Source organism: Nostoc sp. FACHB-280 (assembly GCF_014697615.1).
Lineage (GTDB): Bacteria > Cyanobacteriota > Cyanobacteriia > Cyanobacteriales > Nostocaceae > Nostoc_B.
Map to the genome: position 1 here is coordinate 1 of NZ_JACJSD010000063.1, position 24,243 is coordinate 24,243.

Here is a 24,243-nt window from a genome sequence, read left to right on the forward strand (position 1 = left end):
AGCAAGAACTTATTCTGATTTAGCGAAAGCGATTGAAAATGCTTTTAGCCAAGTCTCATTAAATGACATTTATAATTGGTTTACACATTCTTGTTACTGCACCTCACCAGAGTAGAAAACGCTATATTAAAAACATGCTGCAAATAATTTTTAGTGGCAATTTTCAGCCAAAAAAAGAAGGAGATTGACAATCTATTATACGTAATTCACTAATCTTATTCGTTCATTTCTTTATATGTAGCCAATGCTGAAGGCGACAAGCGGCTGAGGTAACGGAATATCCAGTATTTCACGACTGTATCTAGAATTACGGGGAAGGTGGCAATAAATAGAAATATCAAACTTCTATTAGGTGCTAGTCCCAAATGCTCGGCTAACCCTTCAAGAATTACTTCCCAACCGTGTGGTGAGTGGAAACCAACAAATATATCGGTAAACAAAATAATTACAAAGGCTTTAGCACTATCACTCAAGCCAAATATCAGTTCATCTATAAAAGACTTGATGGCTGCGATTTCTTTTTTACCATTAGCAACTACAACAGCAAAAGCGACTAAGGAAATCAAATCAGCAAAAACATTACTGATAGCTTCTTGACTTTTCTTGCGAAATTCTTGAGCTATTTCAATAGCCTTTTCTTTGACAGTAGTTTCGATTTCCTCTGGAGATAAACTAGGCGATTTCTTAAGTAGAGTTTGAAATTTTAATTGTTCTTCAAAGGTTTTTAACTCTTTGAAAGCTTCTTCCTCCATTTCAGTGTTGATAAAAATAGAGGTAATTTGTTGACTTCTAACACGCTCTACTATAGGGCTGACTAAAAATTCTTTAGAAAACTGCTGTGTTAATAACGGGATCACAATTAACAGTAGCAGGAAGCGCACAGAAGTTCTAGTCCGATTTTGGGAAATGTGGTAATTCCGAATAAAATCTGCTTCGGCGTTGGGAGAAAAATCTGTGGTAATTCGATTAATTGTTCTACCAATAGAACTTGGGAGAAATCCTATACTTTGATTATTCGTAGCAGGATTGATCAGATTAGATGTATTTTGATAAATTTCACTTTCAATTTTTAACGGCTGAGATATAGATTGTGGATTTATTTTGCTAATTATTAATGTTTGTTGCTGATACTTTTCAATAACTTCATCAATGAACTGGAGTTTATCTAATAAAACAGGATTAGAAATTTCTAATAGTGAGCGGCTGGCTTGGAATTCTGCTAGTTTCAGTTTAATAAGAGTTAAATTTTGGGCTAGGATACTCTGCCAATAAGACATGACATTTGGTGTCTCATTTACGGATGCGGCAGAAATGATTTGATTGTTAAAATGCTCTATTTCAATATCTCTGATTTTCCTTGCAGCATCATAAGCTTGGACAAGCGATCGCTCCGGTGTATTGACAAACCATTGTTTCATCACTTCCCAATATTCATATACCTTTTGCCGCAGCAAATCACTATTCTTTGTAAACAAAAAATTCTTCATTACCGTATTCAGTGTAAACTAGAATTAAGATAGGGTAATCATGCGTTTAAAATATCACGATTACCCTATCAAACATTAATAATTAATTATTCTGAATATACACCAATCAACGGATTTGGTACAGGGAAGGGACGATTTTCTAAAATCTTAAATTGACCAGTCTCAGCATCATAAGCAAAGACTTCACCAGTCTCAATTTCATAAATCCAAGCATGAAGAGTCAACTGACCACTATGGAGTCGAGAACGAATAATTGGATGAGTTTCGAGATTTTCTATTTGCGTCAGTACATTCTGTTCAATGGCGATTCTTAAAAGCTTATCACCTGGGCAATCTTTATAGTTATCCATCACCAAACGGCGAGTTGGTTCAGCGTACTGCCTTAACCAGTCATAAACTAACGGCATTTGCTGTGCCAAACTACCTATCTGCAATAATCCTCGCATTGCTCCACAATGAGAATGACCACAAACAACTACATCGTTGATATTTAAAGCCTGAATTGCATATTCAATTCCTGCACCTTCAGCACCGTGATGTGAGCCATAGGGCGGAATAATATTACCAACATTACGAATAACAAATAAATCTCCCGGCTGACTCTGGGTAATTAAAAAAGGATCAATCCGAGAGTCAGAACAAGTAATAAATAATACTTCTGGTGTTTGTCCTTGTGATAAATTTTCAAATAATTCGCGGTGTGTAATAAAATAATTGTCGTGAAATTCATTTAGCCCCGCAATTATGCGTTTAATTGGCACGATTAAAAACTCCTGAGTAATAAGCTAATGTGATTTTGAGAGACGTTGATATTATCAATACGTCTCTTCAGAGCTTATCTAATGGGCAATCCACTTGGCATCAGAGACAATACACACACCTCCAAATTTTTTGATGATTGGCTCAATTGCTGTTACTAATTCTTGTTCTTGTTCTTGTGTACAAACACTCATAATATAGCCATTAGTGAGTGTATGACTTTCTAAATCATTAAAAACTCTACCTCTATCTCCTTTACCTGTAACATCTTCAATTATTGTGTAACCAGAAACTCCGACTTTCTCTAAAATCTCCAGAACTTTTGGTAGTTCTAAAGAGTTTGTGACTATTTCGACTTTCTTGATGGCTTCCACTTATTTAAACTCCAATAGCTTTGATAATGTTGAAATACAAAGGAATGCCAATAATAATATTGAAAGGAAAGGTCAGTGCTAAGGCCATAGATACATACAAACTAGGATTAGCTTCAGGAACTGTCATTCGCATTGCTGCGGGAACTGCTATGTAAGAAGCACTGGCACAAAGGACTGCAAATAGTAAAGAATTACCCGCAGACATGCCGATTAACTTGGCAAGAATGATGCCGACAATCGCGTTAGCTACAGGCATAAATATCGAAAAGACAATCAAAAAAGAACCAGTTTTACGCATATCTTTGATTCTTCTAGCTGCAACCATCCCCATATCTAGTAAAAAGAAGGCTAAGACTCCGTAAAAAATTTCTTGGGTGAACGGATGTAGTTTCTCCCAACCTCTTTCACCTGTCAGTGTCCCGATAATTACGCTACCAATGAGGAGAAAAACTGAACCATTTAAGAAGGCTTCCCGTAAAACTTCACCCCAAGAAAATTCGCCTTTTTGGTTTTCTTTCGCTGGCGCAAACAATCTCACTAATAAAATACCCACAATAATTGCTGGTGATTCCATTAATGCTAAAGCGGCTACCATGTGTCCGCCAGAAGAAATATTCAAAATTTTGAGAAATGATTGAGCAGTAATAAATGTCACTGCACTAATCGAACCATAAGTTGCTGCGATCGCGGCTGCATTGTACGCATCTAATTTAACTTTTAAAATGAAAAACGAGTACACAGGCACAGCAGAAGCCATCAATATTGCTGAAAGAAGTGTAAGAGCAATTTCAGAATTAATACCACTTTCTGTAATTTCATATCCGCCTTTGAAACCAATAGCTAATAACAGGTAAAGGGAAAACAATTTAGGTAATGGTTGCGGAATTTCCAGGTCAGATTTCAAAAAAATTGCCAGCATTCCTAAAAAGAAAAATAACACTGGCGGATTTAAAATATTGGACAGAATTAAACTGGAATTCATGTCTAGCACCCCTGATATAGATTCTGAATAATAACTAAAAAACTAGCCGATTGATTCATGGATATAATCTCTGTAACAAAAGATTAACTATTCTCGGTTAATATATTTCAACATTGTGAACAATGTGTGTTTTTTGTATGTCATTGCTATGAATTAGCTCAAGAATATAATTTCTGATTTGTACGGAAATGAAAACTTCAGTAGATAATTACAGTCAATTCCTATCTACAACAAGACTTTGATCATGCTTAGGGAAACTTGGTTTAATTTAAATTAGTCTTCTGGCGGGAACTATCACCGTGATTTTACGGTCAATGATGTTTTACACTTTCAGTAAGATACCTGATATTTTTGAGGAAGTTAGGTGTTAACCATGAAATTGAGGTTGTTTGGCCAAGGCTTGATGGGAATTGGAGTCTCTTCTGTAGCGGCGTTGAGTGTGGTTGCAACTATTGATCAGCCTAGTTATGCGGGAGGGACGATTTTTAAATGTGAAAAGCGTCAAGGTGTACCGATAACAGTTGCTCAAACTCAAGATGGCAGAAAAGTCCCGATGATTCAATGGTCATCTCAAGATTACTTTCCTAAAGAGTGGAACTCAGAACGTCGTTGTTATGAAGTGTCGCGGAGATTTCAAAGAAGTTATGACAATGGCAGACTCAAGTATATTAAAACAGGCACTTTGCGCGGACAACCTGTAGTGTGTGCGGCGGTAAATCAGAGTGCGCCTTGCACTGATAGTTCTTTGTTGTTTACTCTCAAACGTGGTAGTAATGCGAAAGCAACTTTGAGAAGACTGATGAATCGTCGGGGGTTAGTCGCTGGGAATGTTCTGAATGAAAGTGGGGGAGACTCATTGAACATTGATTTTGATACATATTTAAATCACGCGACAAATGACCAAAATAGCGATATTAATCAAGATATTAATGAATAATGCGATCGCTATTTTTATCTGTTGTAAACCCAAATGAATGGTTCTCCGTTGACACTGGTTGTCTGTCTTGGCAGTATTTCCCTGATTTTGTCAGCATCAGCACCAGTTGTCAGTATTCCTGCACCAAATTACATTGCTCGGTCAATTACTGTCAAAGTTCTATCTCAAGATTTTTTGGGTTCTGGTATTTTGTTGCGGCGTAACGGTGCAACATATACAGTATTGACCAATGCTCATGTATTACAAGCTGGTGATCCTCCCTATCGTGTACAAGCGCCAGATGGTAGGATTTATAGAGCTAATTTACCTCAACGCTTAAACTTCGGAAAAAACGATTTAGCTGTGTTGCAATTCAAAAGTGCAGGCAGTATCTATGCAATAGCATCTCTTGGTGCATTTCCCGCATCAGGAGATGAGGTCTTTGCTGCGGGTTTTCCGGCTGTGGAAGAACGAGGTAAAAAACAAAGCTTGGCCTTTACTACAGGTAAGGTGAGTTTAGTTCTAGCCAAACCTTTAGAGGGCGGTTATCAACTAGGCTACACCAACAATATTAAAAACGGTATGAGTGGCGGCCCTTTATTAAATGTTCGGGGTCAAGTGGTGGGAATTAATGGAATGCAAGCTTATCCATTGTGGGATCAACCATCAGTATTTGCTGATGGTTCTAAAGCCGATGCAAGATTGCATCAAATGATTATTCGCCTCAGTTGGGCTGTACCGATGACAAAGGTGAGACAGATGATGCCAAAAGCCGAAAACACTACGGTTACTACTGTATTTAATCAAGCTGATTAGCGGGTGAAAAATTTTGGATTTAAGATGTCAACGTTCTGTCAATCTATCGTCATCATTTTTTACGTTGGTGTGAGATTATGAGACTTAATCGTGGATTTACAACAGCAATTGTCGGGGTAGCGATCGCCTTTACGCAACCAGAAATTGCCCGACCTTTAACTGCACAGGATGTTGCTAATCTTGCTCAAAATATTACTGTCATGATTAGTGGCCCGCAACTTGGCTCTGGAGTGATTATTTACCGCAAAGGCAAAACCTACAGCGTGCTGACTAATTGGCATGTGGTTGATGCGCCAGGAACTTACATCATCCAAACACGCAGTCAGACCCAATATCAAATTCAACCCACGTCTATCACCCGTGTTCCAGAAGCGGATTTAGCAATTTTACAGTTTAATAGCGATCAAGCCTACAATGTGGCGATTTTTGGCAACTCCGATGCCACCAGAGAAGGCACAACAGTATATGTATCCGGCGCACCAGAACCATTACATGGCATTGAAAACCGTACTGTGTTAGTACCAGTCGGACAAATTATCGGGACTAATTCTCAAGACAAAGAAGGTTACACCTTAATTTATAGCAACACGACTTATCGCGGGATGAGTGGTGGCCCTGTGCTAGATGATAACGGCCGTTTAATTGGGATTCATGGACGCGGTGCGAGATCCGACGGGGAAAAAGTTGGGTTTAATTTAGGCATTCCCATCAATATCTTTGTTAATTCCAAAGCTGTAAGAACTTTGAAATTAGCAATCCCGATTTCTCAACCAAAAGATAAACCTGCATCGGCTAATGTTCCCGCCATTGGCAGACCATCAGTAATCAATGGTTCTGGCGGAGCCGCAGGTTCTTGTCCTGGTAGAATTTGCTAAAGACGGCAGAATTTAGAATAAAACTTTTTAATTTACACATTTTTTCAGATGAAAAAAATATTAAATTTTAGTATTTTAACTGTATTACTATTGCCAAATTTGCTAAATTTTGATGGTGAAAAAGCGATCGCCCAAACAGCGATCGATGAAGATAAACTCAATACAGTAAATGGTATGCCTTGGGCTGGCGGTGGTTTGCCTTTTAGTAAACTCGTGAATATCCAAGATACCCTAGTCAATTCCGCTTTAGGCAAAGTAGTTATTGATGCCCACGGCGAAGACCCCTTAAGCAGTTTAATTAAAAGTCCCTTTAGCGGCCCTCGTCCCGGCAGATTTGTAGTTGTATCTCTGTGGGGAAGCAAAATTGAAGGCTGCTTTGCTAAAATTGTCGTCCAAACCGCCCCAGCCGATGGCCAAGCGACATTAGAACAAATCGCTCCCACAACCATCGAGTTAGGTATTGATGGTCAAATTCTACAATTGACTCCTAGCCCTAATAGCAAAGTTAGAGGCTTTTCTGGCAAGTATACATATACCGAATATGAAAACAATCAAAATGTTTCATATAGCAATACTTGGTATATGTCAGATACTTTGTTTGCTATTAATGCTGATGCTGCTAACATTTTACGCAAAGCTCCACCCAAAGAAGTCCGGGTTCGGTTAACTTTTGCCAATGGTGATACTAAAGTGTTTCCTATTGGTAAGGGAACTGTGAAACATTGGCAAGAAGCTTATGGTTTTAATAGTGCTTGTACTGCACCAAATCAACCGTAAATAAGGTAAAAAAACTTAAATTTAATATCCAGACAAAATTAATTACACACATTGTTTTTCCATTCCCTGCTCCCTGTTCCCTATAACCAAAAATGAATTTAATTTTGTCCAACTACTTATTAACTAGTCGTTGCTGATTAAGGGGATGAATTTTGTTTCGCGCCTTTGCGCGAAAAATCAATCTTTCATTTTGCTTCAACATCTCAATTCATCCCACATTTATGCAACGCCATTAACTAATAAGTAGTTAGACCACCAAGCTGAACTCAAGATTACTATTCAGCAAGTCCAATAATTCATGAATTCATAGCTATAGCTCTATATAGAGTGTTTTTACTATGGAAAAGTTTGCTCTTTTAATTGGCATTAGTGAATACGAGCCTTGTTTAGCACCAATACCAACTGCGATAAAAGATGCTGATGCGCTACGAGAAGTGCTAACACATCCAGAAATGGGGGGTTTTCCCGAAGAAAATGTAACAATGCTACATAATCCCTCCCGGCTAGATATGGAAATCGCCATCTATAAACTCTTTTCGGAGTGCAAAAAAGATGACTTGGTACTTTTCTTTTTTTCGGGACATGGCATAACAGATGAGGTCGGAAGGCTATATCTTTCTACACGAGAAACTCGCAAAGCTGAGAATGGAAAGTTAATTACACCAACTTCAGTAGCAGCAAGTTTCATTCACGAACAAATGTCTAACAGTCGTTCCAAACGGCAGGTAGTTATTTTGGATAGCTGTTTCAGTGCAGCTTTTGCTAAAGGTATGAGTGCAAAAGATGACTTGAAAGTTGACATCCAAGCTCAACTAGGCGGTAAAGGCAGAGCAGTTCTCACTTCATCCAGTCCCACTCAATACTCCATATTTGAAGATAATGAAGAACTTTCAATTTATACTCGCTATTTGGTAGAAGGTATCCGCACAGGAGCAGCAGATGAAGACGATGATGGGTACATTTCAATCGCTGAATTACATGAATATGCTAGGAAGAAGGTGACTGGAACCACACCTCAGATGACTCCCCAAATATTTTATATTGCTGAGGAAGGAGATTGGATTCAGATAGCGACAACATTATCAAAGGCTTCAAGGCTGAAGTTTCAAAGAGCAGAAGCCTTGAAGAAAGAATTTAATAATTGGTTAGATTTAGTTTTCAAGTATGAAGCTGAGAAAAAAGCTGATTCATTACCTGATTCACTAGCAAATTCATTAGCTGATGGCTTAATTGAAAATATTTTTACGCCTTGTTTAAAGAGATGGCGCGAGCGCAATGTTGGTTATTTCACAATTCTTGATTTAGAAAATAAAGTTATTACCGAGTCATCCCAATGGTTTGATAATGATGCGGCAAGAAGTTTAATGGAGAAAGCGGTAAATGATTGGATAATTAAAATATTAACTGTTCTCAAACCCAATATTTCTAACATCGCCTACAAGTATAGTTTAGATGTTAGGGAATTTGAAGGTTTAATTTTTGGTGCAAGTGATGAAGTTAAGCTCAAAGAGAGAATATGTGATCTCAGTAAATCACCAACCTTCAGGGTACTTTCTGAAGAACTTTTATCTGGAATTCGTCTTGCTATCTCAATACTTTCCGGATCACTTGGTCTCTTTGTAATTTTAGCATTACTACTTCTTGTGGTTGCATTAACAACACCATCTCGAATTGCTTTATTATTTGGTTCAGTATTAGCAAGTATTCTATCAATAAAAATTTCAGATTTATTTAGTAAACTACCTGATATCCTGACTAAGGATTTGCCACTTTTGAGAAAAACCGATCTACCTGTATGGATGAGAAAAAAGATTAGTGATAAAGATATAGCTGACCAGTTAGCATCAACCAAACGTGAACTTAAATATCAGATTCAAAATGCTCTTAAACAAAACCCTATTTTAGTTAGTCAGATTATTGAAGAAGCTATTCCAGAAATCAAGCGATCATTTGCGAAGAATCTAGAACAAGATTTGAAAAGTAATATAACGCAATAGGGTTCAGTTAAAAGAATAGTAAATTGGGTGTAGTTATAGCGTAACCCAACAAAGTCTTGAGAATGTTGGGTTCCGTTCCTCTACCCAACCTACACCTGCTTTTTACTTTTTACTTTTAATTCCTCTGTTTTGGTGATTCGGGAATAATTTCTGTCACGACTCGATTACCTGTTTTACCACCACTCACAACAATGTTGTCTGTTTCCAAATTACCAACGGCTGTATCTCCATTAAATGTTAAGGCTGGGCTGGCTTGGCGATAAACTACATTTCCCTGGGCTTCTAATAATTTTTTATCGAGATACCAAGTTAAATTCTGAGACTTTAAAGACTGACGACGCTGACCAATGGCGTTGACATTGCCTACTACATAAACTGTTTTTTGGGGGATTTTCATCTCAGCTTGATTACCAGTCACCGTCAGTTTTTCAGCCCGGTGAAATACCCGCACAGGAGAATTTGTTCTGATATTTTCTGTATTCATATCCCAGACCATCGAGTTACCAATGATTTGAACTGGTGGATCTAATAAGTCTGCCTGGGCATTTTTGTTGATGGTAGCAATTTTAGTTTTTAAGTTAAATTCAGCAGAATTACCGCGACCACGGTCGGTAATTTTATTATTTTTATACCGTTCAAATTGTAAAGGGCGATCGCCAATTAATTTTTCTTGTTTAACCTGCCAAATTAAATGTTCTGTCCGCATTTTGACTTGGGGATCAGTCGCATTAGCAACGACTTTACCGATAAACTCGGCTACTTGTTCGCGGGTTTTGACTCGTGCTTCTTGGGCTATGGCTTGTAACTGTTTATGACTACCATTGATTTGATTCCGCATAATCAGTAAACCATCTTTGGGTAGCCATTCCATTTCGTTACCTTGCAAAACCACACCATTAGTAGGGTCTGTGGCTACAATTTTCCCTTTGAGAAATAGTCGTTTACCATCTTGTTCAATATCTGCTAAGTCGGCTTTAATTTGATAAACTATTTTGCCATCTTGATATAATTCTCCATAGGGGTTTTCGGCTTGAGCTATTTCTTTTTCTTTGGTGTATCTTGCCTTTTTGGCTTTGACTGTCCAAAGTGGTCGCCCGACTTCATCGGCTTGTTCTAAGGTGACATCAAAAAAAGTTAATTTACTATCAGAATCTTCTGGCGAGGAACTTTGATTATTTTGATTGGAGTTGTTTGCAGGTTTACCACAAGCCCCTAAACTCATCATTAACAGTAAAGTCAAGACTAGGTAAGACCATTTGGTTGTAATTGAGTGGAATTTCAAAAAACTCAAGTAATGAAAGTGGGGGGATTTATTTGTTATTCCCCCCAGAAATCTAAAATTTATTTTTGCTATCTGCCAACCTTGCTGCTTCATGTATCCTGAATTTCTAGATGTCCGTCATGGTCTGTTGGGTCATCCAAAAAACCCATTCCCGATAAGGGACGATAGGGGTAACTTTGGCGTGGTGTTTTTTGGATATCTTCTTTGATAGCTTCTAAATCAATGTAGCGATCGCTCACATTAATTAAACTATCACTGGTCATGGAGCGTAAACTCACAACCTCTACCCTTACACCACGATAGCTTACAGAATTGACGGCATAGGCTAAATCGCCATCTCCACTCACCAACACCGCCGTATCATAAGAATCAACCAAAGCCATCATATCAACAGCAATTTCGACATCTAAGTTGGCTTTCTTAGAACCATCTGGGAGTTGTACTAAGTCTTTTGCAATGACGCGATACCCATTCCGACGCATCCACAACAAAAAACCTTGCTGCTTTTCGTTGGTTCTATCGACCCCAGTGTAGAAAAAAGCCCGCAACAGCCGTGAACCACCTGTTAACCGACACAACAACTTGGTGTAATCAATTTCAATTCCTAATTGCAAAGCAGCATAAAATAGATTTGAGCCGTCAATAAATATAGCGACTCGGCCTCGATTCTCTAAAACTTGTTCTGGCGTAAATATCGAGTCGTTTTCTAAATTATTCAACATGTTGTCATACCTCATTTTTATCTTGATATTTTTGATACAAATTTCCAAGTTTGACTTTTAGTTAGAGCGTTTTATGATAATTTTCCGGGGCTAATGATTTAATTTCAGCCCCGATAAATTTTTCGAGAGATTTGAGAGATTAGAAAATGTTCTAAAAGAAATTAAAAAAACTAATCGTTTTTCGGAGGTTCTATACGTTTAAAAATTGGTTGAGGATTCCCCAACAGTTGTTTATTAGATAGTAACCCCCATTGGGAATGAATGGAGAATGGGGCAGCAGTTGCTGTTTGATTTTGTTCGTTAAAGTTGATTCCAAAACCCAGTTGCTGATAAATTTCACTACTGATATTGGGAATCACTGGTGAAAGAAGATATGCTGACAGCCTGACTGATTCCAAAACTGCGTAAAGCACTTTTTCTACTTCCTGCTGCTGTCCTTGTTTATATAGTGACCAAGGTGCTTGTTCATCAATAAACTTATTACTGGCTTGTACCAATGACAGAACAGCTTCGCAGGCTTGATTAAAAGCTAGTGCTTGATATGCTTGTTGTACCTGTTCCCCTAGACGTAAGCCAATCGTTTTCAAAGGATTTGCCGCAGAAATGGTTTCATCTGAAACTGACACTTGATTGCCAGCACAGTATTTCTTCACCATGTTCAAGGAGCGATTTAACAAATTACCTAAATCATTTGCCAAATCTGCATTTAAAACGTTGATGAATCTACTTTCATTAAAATCGCCATCTTTGCCAAATTCGATTTCCTTAAGAAAGTAATAACGAACCGCATCACTACCATATCTCTCAACTAGAGCGATCGGATCAAGGGTATTACCCAGCGCCTTCCCCATTTTCTGCCCATCTTTGGTCAAAAATCCATGCCCAAATACTCTATCTGGTAAAGGTAAGTCTGCCGACATGAGCATTGCTGGCCAGTAAACTGCATGAAAACGCAGAATATCTTTGCCGATTAAATGCAAGTTAATCGGCCACCATGTTGCTAAAGCATTAGCTAAGGTTGGTTCAGCATCAGGTTCTAATAATGCTGTGACATAACCCAGCAGCGCATCAAACCAGACATATAAAGTTTGGTTAGGATCAGTTGGAACAGGAAAACCCCAGTCAAGATTAATCCGGGAGATGGAAAAGTCTTGTAAACCTCGACTGACAAAGCTTAAAACTTCATTACGACGGCTTTCGGGTTGAATGAAATCTGGGTGCGATTGATAAAACTCTTCTAATTGAGTTTGGTATTTAGATAAGCGAAAGAAATAATTTTGTTCGTCTCGCCACTCAACTTCTTTATTGGTATGAATCGGGCAACGCTTACCGTCTAATAATTCTCTTTCTTCTTTAAATTCTTCGCAGGCTACGCAATACCAGCCTTTTTGCTGCCCTTGGTAGATATCGCCTTTTTGCCAAACGCGCCCAAAAAATTCTTTAACAATCGCTTCATGTCGCGGCGCAGTTGTCCGACTAAAGCGATCATATTGAATGTTTAATTTCTCCCATAAGGTGACAAAACTGGGAACAATCCCATCACAAAATTCTTGGGGCGCTTTACCTAAAGACTCTGCTGAACGTTGAATTTTCTGCCCATGTTCATCTGTACCTGTTATTAACAGGACACGATGTCCTTTGAGTCTTTGATATCTAGCCACTACGTCTGCGGCGATGGTTGTATAAGCACTTCCAATATGAGGGACATCGTTTACATAGTAAAGGGGTGTTGTCAGTGCAAATGTCTGGTCTGTTTTATCCACTAGGTTCATGCAGAATAAAAAACAAATTATTAAAACGTTTTATACTTAGTTACGAAGGCAAAACCACGCAATTATATTACATTACTATCTCTTTTTCAAAGTTCATCTTAATATTAGCAAATTTCTAGAGTTCAGAAATGTTTTGTAATAAGTACAAATTTGGCTAATTTCAGCTCTAAAAACAGAAAGGCGAATTTCATAAGGTTGATCTGAGGTTGTTTCTTACATAGATTGTGACCAAAAGTACAACGCTCTAAACATAGAAAAATCGTTTGCTTTTATAGATAAGACATTTCTATCCTAAGAGGGTCGTAGCATTAGTAAAGAAATGTAAAAATTAAATCAAGATAAACTACGATATTTTCCCAAAAATATATTTAGATATGAGTCTAAATAGCCCATTAGATATTTCTCGCTTATTTTTAGCAACTTTTTCCACACGAATGTTTCGCTATTACGAGGATCGCATTCCTCGTGATGCAAGTTTGTTAATAGTGAGCAATCATCGCAGCTTTATGGATGCCATGATTTTAATGACGGCGTTATCAAGTCCGATTCGTTTTGCTTGTCATCACTACATGGGACAAGTGCCAATTTTGCGCGAAATTGTCACCGGACAATTAGGTTGTTTTCCATTAGAAACAGTGGAAAATCGTCAGCAAAGCTTTTTTGCTCAATCACAGATGCTATTAAAGTCTAAGCAGATGGTAGGCGTTTTTCCTGAAGGGGCCGAACCGATGGTGCAATCGACTCCAGCATCGGCGGTGGGGGAGTTTCAGCGCGGATTTGCCCATTTAGCGTTGCGGTCTAGCGTACCAGATTTAGCCATTTTACCAATTGCGATCGCCTCTTTAGAAGAAGTCAACACTACAGCTTTTCCCCTAAAACTGTTGAGTTTGTTTGACCCTTCCGAACCTCTATTTAACCAATATGGATGGCATCCATTAGTGATATATCAACGGGTAGCTGTACTCATTGGTCGCCCCTACTGGATTAAGAACGAACATCAAAGTCAATATCATGGCAAACAAGCCAAGAAAGTTATATCTGAAATCACCCAACATTGTCACGGTGAAATCGCAAATTTACTACAACAAGGATGTTATTGATGTACAACACCAAGGCCTAATTTTGAAGATTGCTTTGCTGGCGTTTTAATTGTAATTTTTTGCTGATTTTAGATATATATTGCTAAATATGATCTAACAGAATTTTTGTATAAGATTAAATTATATTTACAATAATTTGATTGAATATTTAAGTGAGTTTTTATTAGCTGAGTTATGATTTTAACAGACTTTTACCTGTAATACTGTCGAAAACTTCAACTCACTATTTTGAACTGATAATTTTTGTCTGTTTATGAGAATCATTTTTAAAAAAAGTCTCAAAAGATAATGATTTTATGCAGGTAAAACGATAAAAATCCTCAAGGAAATTAAAGTTATACAATGCCAGAAGTTGAGTTAAAGCCGTGTTTTCTGACTCCGAAACGAGTCCAACCAGAGTATCCGCTGTTTGTTTATTTACCGGGAATGGATGGGACTGGTGAGTTATTGCGATCGCAAACATCGGGACTAGAAGCAGGCTTTGATGTTCGCTGTTTGGCGATCCCCAGAAAAGACTTAACGACTTGGGAAGAGTTGACTAATAACGTCTTGGACTTAATTCACGCAGAATTGGAGAAAAGTTCCCAAAGGTCAGTTTATTTGTGCGGAGAATCCTTTGGCGGCTGTTTAGCGATGAAAGTAGCCACCAAAGCCCCGCATTTATTTAAACGGATTATTTTGATTAACCCAGCCTCAGCTTTTCGCCTACGTCCGTTTTTAGATTGGGCATCCCAGCTATCATGCTTAGTGCCAGAATCCTTGTATGATATTGGGGCGTTGGGTTTATTGCCGTTTCTGGCATCTTTAGAACGTATGACCAGAAGCGATCGCCATGAGTTGCTAAAAACTATGCGTTCTGTCCCATCAGCAACAGTAAATTGGCGATTGGCATTATTGCGAGAATTTGCCGTGGACGATAAGCAATTACGTCGCCTGACGCAACAAGTATTATTAATTGCTGGTGCAGGCGATCGGCTTTTACCTTCTGTGACAGAAGTGAGGCGAATCGCTGCTATTTTACCCAAATCTCAGGTTCTAATTCTGCCTAATAGCGGTCACGCCTGTTTGCTAGAACAAGATATTAGTCTTTATGAGATTCTGCAAAACAACAACTTTTTGGAAACTCCGACTCACAAGGTTTATAAGCTACCAGTGAAGGAATTAGGGTGAGCTGATAGCAGGAGGCAGGAGGCAGAAGGCACTCATTACTCATTACTCACACTTCGACTTACCTCGACTTCACTCGGTACAAGTCGCTCAGTGTACGGCACTCAAACTTGTACTTGTTGGAAGATGTCAAGTTAGTCTTGATTTCGCTACAAACAGATTAGAGCGACTGGCATAACAATGACAAACCAACCCCAAAAACCATCCAAAGTAGAAATTACCAATCAAACATCCGCTAAAGAGAAATCATCGTTATTTGACTCTTTGGCGACGACTGGTAAAACATTTTTTGATACAGCCTTGGGAATGGGTGCAGCCGCAGCTAAACAAACACATAAGTTATTTGGACAAGCAACTCAAACTACTGGTCAAGTAGTTGATCACCTCAGTCAAAATTGGCTGATTAGAAGGCTATCGGGTTTTTTAAATCTGAATTGGCTGATTGGTGCTAGTGAAAATGTTGACCTAGAAAAAGCCGCAGCCAGCGTGAAAAAACTCAAGCAACAGCATCCACAGGAATCGCCTAGCCAGATTTCTCACCGCATCATGCTAGACACTGCCACCAAAGCTGGGGGGATTGGGTTTGCCAGTAGCATTTTACCAGGGGTAGCAGCAGCATTATTAGCAGTTGATTTAGCTGCAACCATGAAATTGCAATCGGAAATGCTGTATAAAATTGCGGCTGCTTACGACTTAGATTTAAAAGATCCAGCCAGGAAAGGCGAAGTTTTGACAATTTTTGGTTTGGGGTTGGGTGGTAATCGTTTATTAAAAGCCGCCGGATTGGCGCTACTGCGAAATGTGCCGTTTGCAGGTGCAGCGATCGCCACTAGTTCCAACGCGGCCTTAAGCTATTCTCTAGGTTACGCAGCTTGTCGATTTTACGAAGCCAAACTAGATGAATCTGTTTCCTTAACATCACCAGAAACTTTGGCGAACTTGAAAGCAGAAAGTGAAAATTACCTAGAAACTGCGATCGCTCAACAAGCCATCATGGATAAAATTCTCGTTCATGTAATTCTCGCCAGCCATCCCGAAAAAACCTGGGAAGAAATTTTACCAGAATTGCAAGCATTAAACCTCAGCCCTAATTCCCTGGATGCGATCGCCAAAAATATCAAGTCACCGCAACCATTAGATACACTCCTCAATCAACTCAACCGTGATTTTGCAATCCCACTGTTGGCACAATGCCAAAGAATTGCTCAACTTGACCAGCAAACCACAGGAGTAGAACAAGAAATCATTAATGCAATTATCAATAAATTTGACATTGACATCACCGAAGTCGAGTCAATAGTTAATACTTCTGATTCCAACACTAGCCTCTAGCCTCTAGCCTCCAGCCCCTAGCCTCTATTCCTATTCAATCTGCTCAGGATCAATACCCATTTCTCTGAGGCGTTGCTTTAATTGCTCTACTTGCTGTTCAGCCTGCTGTTGAGCCTGTTCAGCTTGCTGTCGAGCTAAAGCTTCTGCATCTATTCTTTGTTGTGCTTCACGTAGTGCTTGCGCCTGTTCTGTAGGGTTCAGTAGTTTCTCTCCTGTATCTTCTCGGTAAAAACCAATCAGTTCTCCTTCTACCTGCAACCGCAAACCCAATGGTTCACTACGATTGTCGGTAATCAACTCATAAGAATCTTGGCGCAACCTATAACCCCGCAACTGTCCTTGTACCCATTCGCCTCTGGGGTCAAAAAGCCAGTATTCTTTAACACCAAGTTGCTCGTACAAAGTCTTCTTAAATTCCTGATCGTGATTTTTCGTCCCCGCCGAAGTCATCTCAAAAATCACCGATGGAACTTCCCCTTCTTCCCACACTTTATAGTTATCTCGACCACCAGGCGCGACATTAAAAATTACCATCACATCAGGGGCAACGCGCAACTTAGGAAACCCTTGAGCGTAGTAGAGAAATTGATTGGCAAGGACTGTTGCTTGTTGTCCTACTAAATACTGACGCAGAATTTCTAGTGTCGCCAGTAATACACATAAATGAGCATAGCTTTCTGCCACTGGTTCACCATCGGAACTAGGATAGAACACTTCTGTCATTAGTCATTTGTCCTTTGTTATTGGTCAAGAGTCAAAAACCCACACTTGAAATAATCTTTCACACTTCAGACTTCAGACTTCACACTTCTGACTTCTGACTTCTCTTCACACTTCAAATTTTTGAGCAATACTGGTACAAGAAGGAATCTTTAAACAAAATCCCAAAATGGCAACAATTAAACTTAGTAATCAGCCTCTGCTGGAGTGGGCAGGCGATAGTTTGGCAATTGGATTATTTGAAGATGCGGTAGAGTTAACAGGTGAACTGGCGACTTTGAATGAAAAGTTTGCTGGCATCTTAAAAGAAGTCATTGCCGAAGAAGAATTTACAGCCAAAGCCAATAGCACTGTTTTTGTTCGTGTCGCAGGCGGTGGTGCGGTTAAAAAAGTAATTTTGGTTGGCTTAGGAAAACCAGACGCACTGAAAGTAGATAGTCTGCGGCGGGCGGCGGCGGCGGCGGCGAAGGTAGCCAAAAAGCAAAAAAGCAAAACTCTCGGATTTAGCTTTCCCTTGTGGAATAACGACCCAGCAGCCACAGCCCAAGCGATCGCAGAAGGTGTAGAGTTAGCTTTATATCAAGATGTGCGCTTTAAATCAGAACCAGATGATAAAGGCGCAAAAGTTGAAACTGTTGAATTGCTGGGCTTTGAAGGTCAAGAGGATGCGCTCAAGCGTGCCAATCAAATTGTATCTGGGGTCATTTTAGCCAGGGAGTTGGTAGCCGCCCCAGCTAACACAGTTACACCCATTACAATGGCCGAGACTGCCCAAGAAATTGCTAAAGACTACGGCTTGCAATTACAAATCCTGGAAAAAGAAGATTGTGAAAAATTGGGTATGGGTGCTTTCTTGGGAGTCGCCCAAGCCTCTGATTTACCACCCAAATTCATTCACCTCACCTACAAACCAGAAGGTACACCCGCAAAGAAATTAGCGATTATCGGTAAAGGTTTAACCTTTGATTCTGGGGGATTGAATATTAAAGGTGCAGGTAGCGGCATTGAAACCATGAAAATTGATATGGGTGGTGCAGCTGCTACCTTGGGTGCAGCCAAAGCAATTGCCCAACTCAAGCCCGATGCCGAAGTTCACTTCATTTCTGCCGTTACCGAAAACATGATTAGCGGTCGCGCCATGCACCCAGGCGACATCCTCAAAGCTTCTAACGGCAAAACAATCGAAGTGAATAACACCGATGCTGAAGGGCGTTTAACCTTGGCTGATGCTTTGGTATATACAGATAAATTGGGCTTAGATGCGATCGTGGATTTAGCCACCCTCACAGGTGCGAACGTAATTGCTTTGGGTGATGATATCGCCGGTTTGTACACCCCCGATGATGCTTTAGCTTCCCAGTTAGAAACAGCAGCTGGCACATCCGGCGAAAAAATTTGGCGGATGCCAATGGAAGAAAAATATTTTGAAGGCTTGAAATCGGGGATTGCGGATATGAAAAACACCGGGCCGCGTCCTGGTGGTTCAATTACCGCCGCCCTATTCCTCAAGCAATTCGTCAAAGATACCCCTTGGGCGCACTTAGACATTGCAGGGCCAGTCTGGGCAGACAAAGAAAATGGCTACAACGGCCCCGGCGCAACTGGCTACGGTGTGCGGATGTTGGTCAATTGGGTACTTGAGCAATAATAAAGTCAAAAATAAAAAGGCAAAAGGCTCTGTCTTTTAACTTTTGCCCTGACGCTCCTGCGTCGCTAACGCTGCGCTAACGGGTGAGCCAGTCGCTCATGGGGGAAAACCCAAGACTGCGCTGGCTCACCTTTTTACTTTTAACTTCTCGCGTGTTATCTTGGGCTTGCCGCCAAAATTATGTTGCAATAATGACAAATGATGCGGAGTACTGACTACTTTTTGCTGGACTCAGCACTCAGAACTCAGCACTTAGCACTTAGCATAGTAATTTGGCAGTGAAAAAGTTACGGTTTTTTAACAAAGCCAATCTGGTAAAATTTGTAAGGTTTCTATAAGCTCTGAGCAATGGGATCGACTAGCGCACGGATAGCAATTGACGCAATGGGGGGGGATCACGCACCCAAAGAAATCGTTGCTGGTGCATTACGCGCCAGCGAAGAATTGGGTGTGAAAGTCTTGCTAGTTGGTGATCCCCAACAAATTAAAGCTGTCATGCCGCCAAAAACTACTTTGGAGCGGGTGGAGATAGTTCCTGCTGAAGAAGCGATCGCTATGGATGAGGAGCCTTTAAATGCGGTTAGACGCAAACGTAAGGCTTCGATTAATGTAGCGATGGATTTGGTCAAAAATCAACAGGCAGACGCTGTATTTTCTGCTGGACACTCTGGGGCAGCTATGGCATCAGCATTGCTGCGTTTAGGAAGATTGCCAGGAATTGATCGTCCAGCCATTGGTACAGTTTTCCCCACGATTATGGCTGGCAAGCCAGTATTGATACTGGATGTAGGTGCAAATGTAGACTGCCGCCCGAAATTTTTAGAGCAGTTTGCTGTGATGGGTTCAATTTACAGCCAATATGTTTTGGGAATGGATTCACCCAAGGTAGGCTTACTCAATATTGGTGAAGAAGATACCAAGGGTAATGAGCAAGCACTCCGCGCCCATGAATTACTAAGGGAAAATTCTAGTATCAATTTTACTGGTAATGCCGAAGGACGTGATGTACTTTCGGGACAATTTGATGTGATTGTCTGTGATGGCTTTGTGGGCAATGTGTTACTCAAATTTGCCGAATCTCTGGGAGGAGTAATTCTGCAAATCTTACGTGAAGAACTGCCCCAAGGCTTGCACGGTCAAATTGGAACTGCCCTTTTAAAACCAAATCTCAAGCGAATTAAGCAACGGATGGATCATGCGGAGCATGGAGGTGCTTTACTGTTAGGTGTGGCTGGAGTTTGTTTTATCGGTCACGGTAGTTCACAAGCACCTTCAATTTTTAGTGCAATACGTATGGCAAAAGAAGCAGTTGATAACCAAGTGCTGCAAAGACTTCAATCGCAGTACGAAATCCTACAGCGTGAGAACGGTTAGTCATAGTGTAATTGTCATCCGTGATTTGTCCTGAAAAGGATGAATGATGAAAACGCTGAGAGCTTGGGAGAGCAGGAGTGCAAAAGTTAGGCATAGCATTTACAGGAAGTGGCTCGGCAGTTCCCGAAACTTCCCTCGACAACCAGGCACTAACAGCACTGGTTGAAACATCAGATGAATGGATTACCACAAGAACGGGTATTCGTCAACGGCGAGTATCACTTTCGTCAGGTTCCTTGACTGAATTGGCGGCGGCAGCAGGGGAAAGAGCGATCGCCGCCGCCGGCATTCAAGCTACGGACTTAGATTTGATTTTGCTGGCAACATCTACCCCAGATGATTTGTTCGGCACGGCTTGTAGAGTCCAAGCCCAGTTAGGCGCAACCACAGCAGTCGCCTTTGATTTAACCGCCGCTTGTTCTGGCTTTGTATTTGGGCTGGTAACGGCTGCTCAATACATCCGTACAGGGGTATATCAGAATGTACTGTTGATTGGGGCAGACATCCTCTCCCGTTGGGTAGATTGGCAAGACCGTAAAACTTGTGTGTTATTTGGTGATGGTGCGGGTGCGGTAGTATTACAAGCAGCCGAAAGCGATCGCTTGTTAGGATTTGCCCTCAAAAGCGACGGCACCCTCAATCATCAACTTAACCTTGGCTATGCAGCAACTCCCCAAGAACTACTCCCAGGCATCAACGTTTCTCAAGGCACTTACCAACCCATCAGTATGAATGGCAAAGAAGTATACCGCTTTGCTGTCCAAAAAGTGCCGGAAATTATTGATAAAGCTTTATTTGAAGCCAACTTGACCGTTGATCAAATAGATTGGTTAGTCTTGCATCAAGCTAATCAACGCATTCTAGATGCCGTTGCCCAACGCCTAGAAATTCCCGAACAAAAAGTTATTAGTAACCTTGCCAATTACGGCAATACCTCCGCCGCTTCTATCCCCCTCGCCTTAGATGAAGCAGTGCAACAAGGCAAAATTAAACCCAATAACATCATTGCTGCATCCGGCTTTGGCGCAGGTTTAACCTGGGGTGCAGCTATCTTCCAATGGGGAAGATAAGTATTAATAAGTAAAAAGTTAAAAGTAAAAACGTAAAAATTTTTACTTTTGCTTTTTTCCTTTTGACTTCTTAACTGACTATTGACCAATGACTAAAACTGTATGGGTGTTTCCCGGACAAGGTTCCCAAGCACTGGGAATGGGAACAGACTTATTAGATATACCAGGTGCTAAAGCAAAATTTACTCAAGCTGAAGAAATTTTAGGCTGGTCTGTTAGCGATATCTGCCAAAACCAAGAAGAAAAGCTAGGACAGACTCTTTATACTCAGCCTTGCCTTTACGTAGTGGAAAGTATTCTCGCTGATTTGATGCGCGAACGGGGACATCAGCCTGATTTGGTTGCTGGCCATAGTTTAGGTGAATATATTGCCCTTTACGTTGCAGGGGTTTTTGAGTGGTCAGCAGGTTTGCGTTTAGTTAAACGCCGTGCTGAACTGATGGATAGTGCGGCTGGTGGAATGATGGCTGCTTTGATGAACTTTGACCGCGAACAATTGGATGCAGTTATAGCCGAAACGCCAGATGTAGTTTTGGCTAATGATAACAGTCCAGGACAAGTAGTCATCTCTGGAACTCCTGACGCTGTGCAAGCGGTAATGTCGCAAGTTAAAGCCAAACGTGCAACACCATTAAAAGTTTCTGGGGCGTTTCACTCACATTTAATGTCGGCGGCTGCTAATGAGTTCCAAGAAATTCTGGAGACAGTAGAATTTCAGTCTGCAATTGTACCTGTAATGTCGAATGTTGAACCGACACCAGCCACTGACGCACAAATTTTAAAACAGCGTCTCACGCAGCAAATGACAGGTTCAGTCCGTTGGCGAGAAATTTCGCTGCAATTACCAGCTAACAACATTGAACAAGTTATAGAAATTGGCCCTGGTAATGTTTTAACTGGGTTAATTAAACGCACCGTTACTGATTTAATCTTAAAGAACGTCCGTAATGCTGCTGAATTATAGCAGGAGGCAGAAGGCAGGAGGCAGGAGGCAGGAGGTAAAGTTTTACTATGCCTAGTATTCGTGCTTTTTAAATGTCCTCACCTATACTTCGACTGCTATACCAGAATAGGGAGTAGGGACGAAGAAATCAAAAATTAAAAGGCAAAAGTAAAAAATAGACTCACTTTTAATTTTGAGTTTGCAAAGGGTATTCCAAAAAAGAAATTATCCCATTTGTGTAATGCCTTTATCCCCCTTGTCTTCCTTGTCCCCCTTGTCCCCCTTGTCCTAAGTCCCAACTCACTACTCCCCACTCCCTAATGTCCTATGTCTCGCAGTCGTGAACCGTTAATCAGTCTGGCGCTTTACCACGCTTTCAAATGGTCGATTGTCAGCCCCATGCTTCATGCTTACTTTCGCGGGAAGATTTATGGGGTTGAAAATGTGCCGCAATCAGATCCTTTGGTAGTTGTGAGTAATCATGCTAGTTATTTTGACCCGCCGATAGTTTCTAATTGTGTGCGCCGTCCGGTAGCTTATATGGCTAAACAAGAGTTGTTTGAAATTCCGGTTTTGGCACAAGCTATGAAGTTGTATGGTGCTTACCCTGTGAGTCGCGGTAGTGCCGATCGCAATGCCATTCGGGCTGCTTTAGAATGTTTAGAAAATGGTTGGGCTGTGGGAGTGTTTTTACAAGGGACTCGCACGCCTGATGGCAGAATTACTGACCCGAAAAAAGGCGCAGCACTCCTAGCAGCAAAGGCGCAAGCACCAATTTTACCTGTAAGTTTGTGGGGAAGCGAAGGAATTTTAGAAAAAGGCTCATCCATACCCCGCGCTGTTCCCCTGACGATTAGAATTGGTGAGGTAATTGCACCGCCAAGTTCTACTAACAAAGACGAATTAGAGCGTATAACCCAAAAGTGTACGCAGGTAATCAACGAAATGCACGATTTAGGACGTTAATGAAAAATATGCTTTTAGGTAGTAGCGATCGCCACTGTATTTTTATATGTTGCTAATATCGACTAGCGATCGCTAAACTAACTCATTTTTAAAATATTATATGACAGGCTTTGATGCCAAGAACTTTTGGAATCGCTTAAATAATTCGGCGTTAGTCCGCTTTTTGTTGTTAGTGGCCGCTGGCTGGGCGTTCGTACAACTTTTGGCATACTTTGAAGCCGTAATTGTAATTTTTACATTTGCTGCTATTTTAGCTTTCTTACTCAGCTATCCCGTACATTGGTTGCGGCGGTTTTTACCTCATGGGGTAGCTGTAATTGTTGTCTTCTTACTCAGCATTGTGATTTTAGGCGGATTATTAATCACAGTTGGGATAGCAGTTTTATCCCAAGGACAGCAATTAATCGATAGTATTTCGGGATTTTTAGGTTCTCTTGCGCCTTTTTTAGAAAGAGTAGAAGAATTTCTCCGTAACCGAAATCTGCAAATAGATTTGAGTGTAATTGAAGAACAATTGCGAGATCAAGCCATATCAGGTTTAGTTACTAGTTTAACTTTTTTACAACAGTTATTAACTAATTTTGTCACCTTTATTTTAATTGCTGTGGTAGCATTCTTCATGCTGCTAGATGGCGACAAGCTATGGAATTTTATTTTAAAAATAGTCCCTAAACAACGTCGTACAAGATTTACCAATATCATCAGACGCAGCTTTTTAGGATTTTTTCGCGGTCAGTTATTATTGAGTTTGTTTTTAACTACAACTACTTTTATAGTCTTTGTAATCTTGCAAGTTCCTTTTGCTTTATTATTATCTGTAATTGTAGGCTTTTTAGATATTATTCCAGGTATCGGAGCAACTTTAGGTGTTAGCACAATTACTTTAATTGTATTATCTCAAAATGTTTGGCTGGCATTGAAAGTATTGATTGCTTGTATTATCCTCCAGCAAATTCAAGATAATCTCATTGCACCTCGGATTATGCAAGGTGCGCTAAATCTAAATCCGGTTGTGGTGTTTTTTGCATTATTAGTAGGTGCTAGAGTTGCTGGATTATTAGGAGTTTTTATTTCTATTCCCATTACGGGAGTAATTGTATCTTTATTTGAAATTGATGAGATGAAAGCTGAGGTTTAAAAAAGAGTCATTAGTCATTGGTCATT

Annotated in this window: 22 protein-coding genes; 14 read left to right on the forward strand and 8 right to left on the reverse strand. The window is 40.3% G+C overall.

The window, feature by feature from the left end; all coding sequences use genetic code 11:
* Nucleotides 1-215: 215 nt before the first annotated feature.
* From H6G75_RS29300 to H6G75_RS29315, 4 genes are all read right to left on the reverse strand, one after another.
* The gene (locus H6G75_RS29300) at nt 216-1,487 is read right to left on the reverse strand and encodes a proton extrusion protein PcxA (protein WP_190983422.1); all 1,272 of its coding nucleotides are present in this window, start codon (nt 1,485-1,487) and stop codon (nt 216-218) included.
* 86 nt (nt 1,488-1,573) lie between these two features.
* Nucleotides 1,574-2,248: a carbonic anhydrase gene (locus H6G75_RS29305; RefSeq protein WP_190983423.1), complete on the reverse strand. Its 675-nt coding sequence runs from the start codon at nt 2,246-2,248 to the stop codon at nt 1,574-1,576.
* Between the two features lie 78 nt (nt 2,249-2,326).
* A complete protein-coding gene (locus H6G75_RS29310; RefSeq protein WP_190983424.1) occupies nt 2,327-2,620 on the reverse strand; it encodes a P-II family nitrogen regulator in 294 nt (97 codons plus the stop codon).
* Between the two features lie 4 nt (nt 2,621-2,624).
* On the reverse strand, nt 2,625-3,602 hold the full coding sequence (locus H6G75_RS29315; protein WP_190983425.1) for a sodium-dependent bicarbonate transport family permease: 978 nt from the start codon (nt 3,600-3,602) through the stop codon (nt 2,625-2,627).
* Between the two features lie 373 nt (nt 3,603-3,975).
* Between H6G75_RS29315 and H6G75_RS29320 the strand changes: the two genes are divergently transcribed.
* The 5 genes from H6G75_RS29320 to H6G75_RS29340 all read left to right on the forward strand — a co-directional run bounded on the left by H6G75_RS29320 (nt 3,976) and on the right by H6G75_RS29340 (nt 8,983).
* A complete protein-coding gene (locus H6G75_RS29320; protein WP_190983426.1) occupies nt 3,976-4,539 on the forward strand; it encodes a COP23 domain-containing protein in 564 nt (187 codons plus the stop codon).
* Nucleotides 4,540-4,572: 33 nt separating this feature from the next.
* Nucleotides 4,573-5,334: a serine protease gene (locus tag H6G75_RS29325; RefSeq protein ID WP_190983427.1), complete on the forward strand. Its 762-nt coding sequence runs from the start codon at nt 4,573-4,575 to the stop codon at nt 5,332-5,334.
* A gap of 77 nt (nt 5,335-5,411) precedes the next feature.
* The gene (locus tag H6G75_RS29330) at nt 5,412-6,209 is read left to right on the forward strand and encodes a serine protease (protein WP_190983428.1); all 798 of its coding nucleotides are present in this window, start codon (nt 5,412-5,414) and stop codon (nt 6,207-6,209) included.
* Nucleotides 6,210-6,257: 48 nt separating this feature from the next.
* Nucleotides 6,258-6,986 (forward strand): hypothetical protein, encoded by a 729-nt coding sequence (locus H6G75_RS29335; RefSeq protein WP_190983429.1) that lies wholly within the window; start codon nt 6,258-6,260, stop codon nt 6,984-6,986.
* Between the two features lie 338 nt (nt 6,987-7,324).
* Nucleotides 7,325-8,983, forward strand: coding sequence for a caspase, EACC1-associated type (locus tag H6G75_RS29340; RefSeq protein ID WP_190983430.1), 1,659 nt, complete (start codon nt 7,325-7,327; stop codon nt 8,981-8,983).
* Nucleotides 8,984-9,098: 115 nt separating this feature from the next.
* On the opposite strand, the gene lptC is transcribed toward H6G75_RS29340, so the two are convergent.
* From lptC to metG, 3 genes are all read right to left on the reverse strand, one after another.
* Entirely contained in the window at nt 9,099-10,358 is a 1,260-nt protein-coding gene (gene lptC, locus H6G75_RS29345) for an LPS export ABC transporter periplasmic protein LptC (protein WP_190983431.1), read from the reverse strand.
* A complete protein-coding gene (locus H6G75_RS29350; RefSeq protein WP_015112605.1) occupies nt 10,355-10,987 on the reverse strand; it encodes an NYN domain-containing protein in 633 nt (210 codons plus the stop codon). Before H6G75_RS29350 ends, lptC begins: the two co-directional genes overlap by 4 nt.
* Nucleotides 10,988-11,157: 170 nt before the next feature.
* Nucleotides 11,158-12,759, reverse strand: coding sequence for a methionine--tRNA ligase (gene metG, locus H6G75_RS29355; protein WP_190983432.1), 1,602 nt, complete (start codon nt 12,757-12,759; stop codon nt 11,158-11,160).
* Nucleotides 12,760-13,133: 374 nt separating this feature from the next.
* Between metG and H6G75_RS29360 the strand changes: the two genes are divergently transcribed.
* From H6G75_RS29360 to H6G75_RS29370, 3 genes are all read left to right on the forward strand, one after another.
* Nucleotides 13,134-13,859: a 1-acyl-sn-glycerol-3-phosphate acyltransferase gene (locus H6G75_RS29360; protein WP_190983433.1), complete on the forward strand. Its 726-nt coding sequence runs from the start codon at nt 13,134-13,136 to the stop codon at nt 13,857-13,859.
* A 342-nt stretch (nt 13,860-14,201) separates the two neighbouring features.
* Nucleotides 14,202-15,029: an alpha/beta fold hydrolase gene (locus H6G75_RS29365; protein WP_190983434.1), complete on the forward strand. Its 828-nt coding sequence runs from the start codon at nt 14,202-14,204 to the stop codon at nt 15,027-15,029.
* A 177-nt stretch (nt 15,030-15,206) separates the two neighbouring features.
* Nucleotides 15,207-16,358: a hypothetical protein gene (locus H6G75_RS29370; protein WP_190983435.1), complete on the forward strand. Its 1,152-nt coding sequence runs from the start codon at nt 15,207-15,209 to the stop codon at nt 16,356-16,358.
* 30 nt (nt 16,359-16,388) lie between these two features.
* On the opposite strand, the gene H6G75_RS29375 is transcribed toward H6G75_RS29370, so the two are convergent.
* Nucleotides 16,389-17,081, reverse strand: a complete 693-nt coding sequence (locus H6G75_RS29375) for a Uma2 family endonuclease (RefSeq protein ID WP_190983436.1) — start codon at nt 17,079-17,081, stop codon at nt 16,389-16,391.
* A gap of 166 nt (nt 17,082-17,247) precedes the next feature.
* Here H6G75_RS29375 and H6G75_RS29380 point away from each other — a divergent pair, with 166 nt between their 5' ends.
* The 6 genes from H6G75_RS29380 to H6G75_RS29405 all read left to right on the forward strand — a co-directional run bounded on the left by H6G75_RS29380 (nt 17,248) and on the right by H6G75_RS29405 (nt 24,217).
* Nucleotides 17,248-18,726 (forward strand): leucyl aminopeptidase, encoded by a 1,479-nt coding sequence (locus tag H6G75_RS29380; protein WP_190983437.1) that lies wholly within the window; start codon nt 17,248-17,250, stop codon nt 18,724-18,726.
* A gap of 348 nt (nt 18,727-19,074) precedes the next feature.
* The gene (plsX, locus tag H6G75_RS29385; protein ID WP_190983438.1) at nt 19,075-20,100 is read left to right on the forward strand and encodes a phosphate acyltransferase PlsX; all 1,026 of its coding nucleotides are present in this window, start codon (nt 19,075-19,077) and stop codon (nt 20,098-20,100) included.
* 77 nt (nt 20,101-20,177) lie between these two features.
* A complete protein-coding gene (locus H6G75_RS29390) occupies nt 20,178-21,170 on the forward strand; it encodes a beta-ketoacyl-ACP synthase 3 (RefSeq protein ID WP_190983439.1) in 993 nt (330 codons plus the stop codon).
* Between the two features lie 88 nt (nt 21,171-21,258).
* Nucleotides 21,259-22,134, forward strand: a complete 876-nt coding sequence (gene fabD / locus H6G75_RS29395; protein WP_190983440.1) for an ACP S-malonyltransferase — start codon at nt 21,259-21,261, stop codon at nt 22,132-22,134.
* Between the two features lie 306 nt (nt 22,135-22,440).
* Nucleotides 22,441-23,079, forward strand: coding sequence for a 1-acyl-sn-glycerol-3-phosphate acyltransferase (locus tag H6G75_RS29400; RefSeq protein WP_190983441.1), 639 nt, complete (start codon nt 22,441-22,443; stop codon nt 23,077-23,079).
* Between the two features lie 100 nt (nt 23,080-23,179).
* Nucleotides 23,180-24,217 (forward strand): AI-2E family transporter, encoded by a 1,038-nt coding sequence (locus tag H6G75_RS29405; RefSeq protein WP_190983442.1) that lies wholly within the window; start codon nt 23,180-23,182, stop codon nt 24,215-24,217.
* The last annotated feature ends 26 nt before the right edge of the window (nt 24,218-24,243 follow it).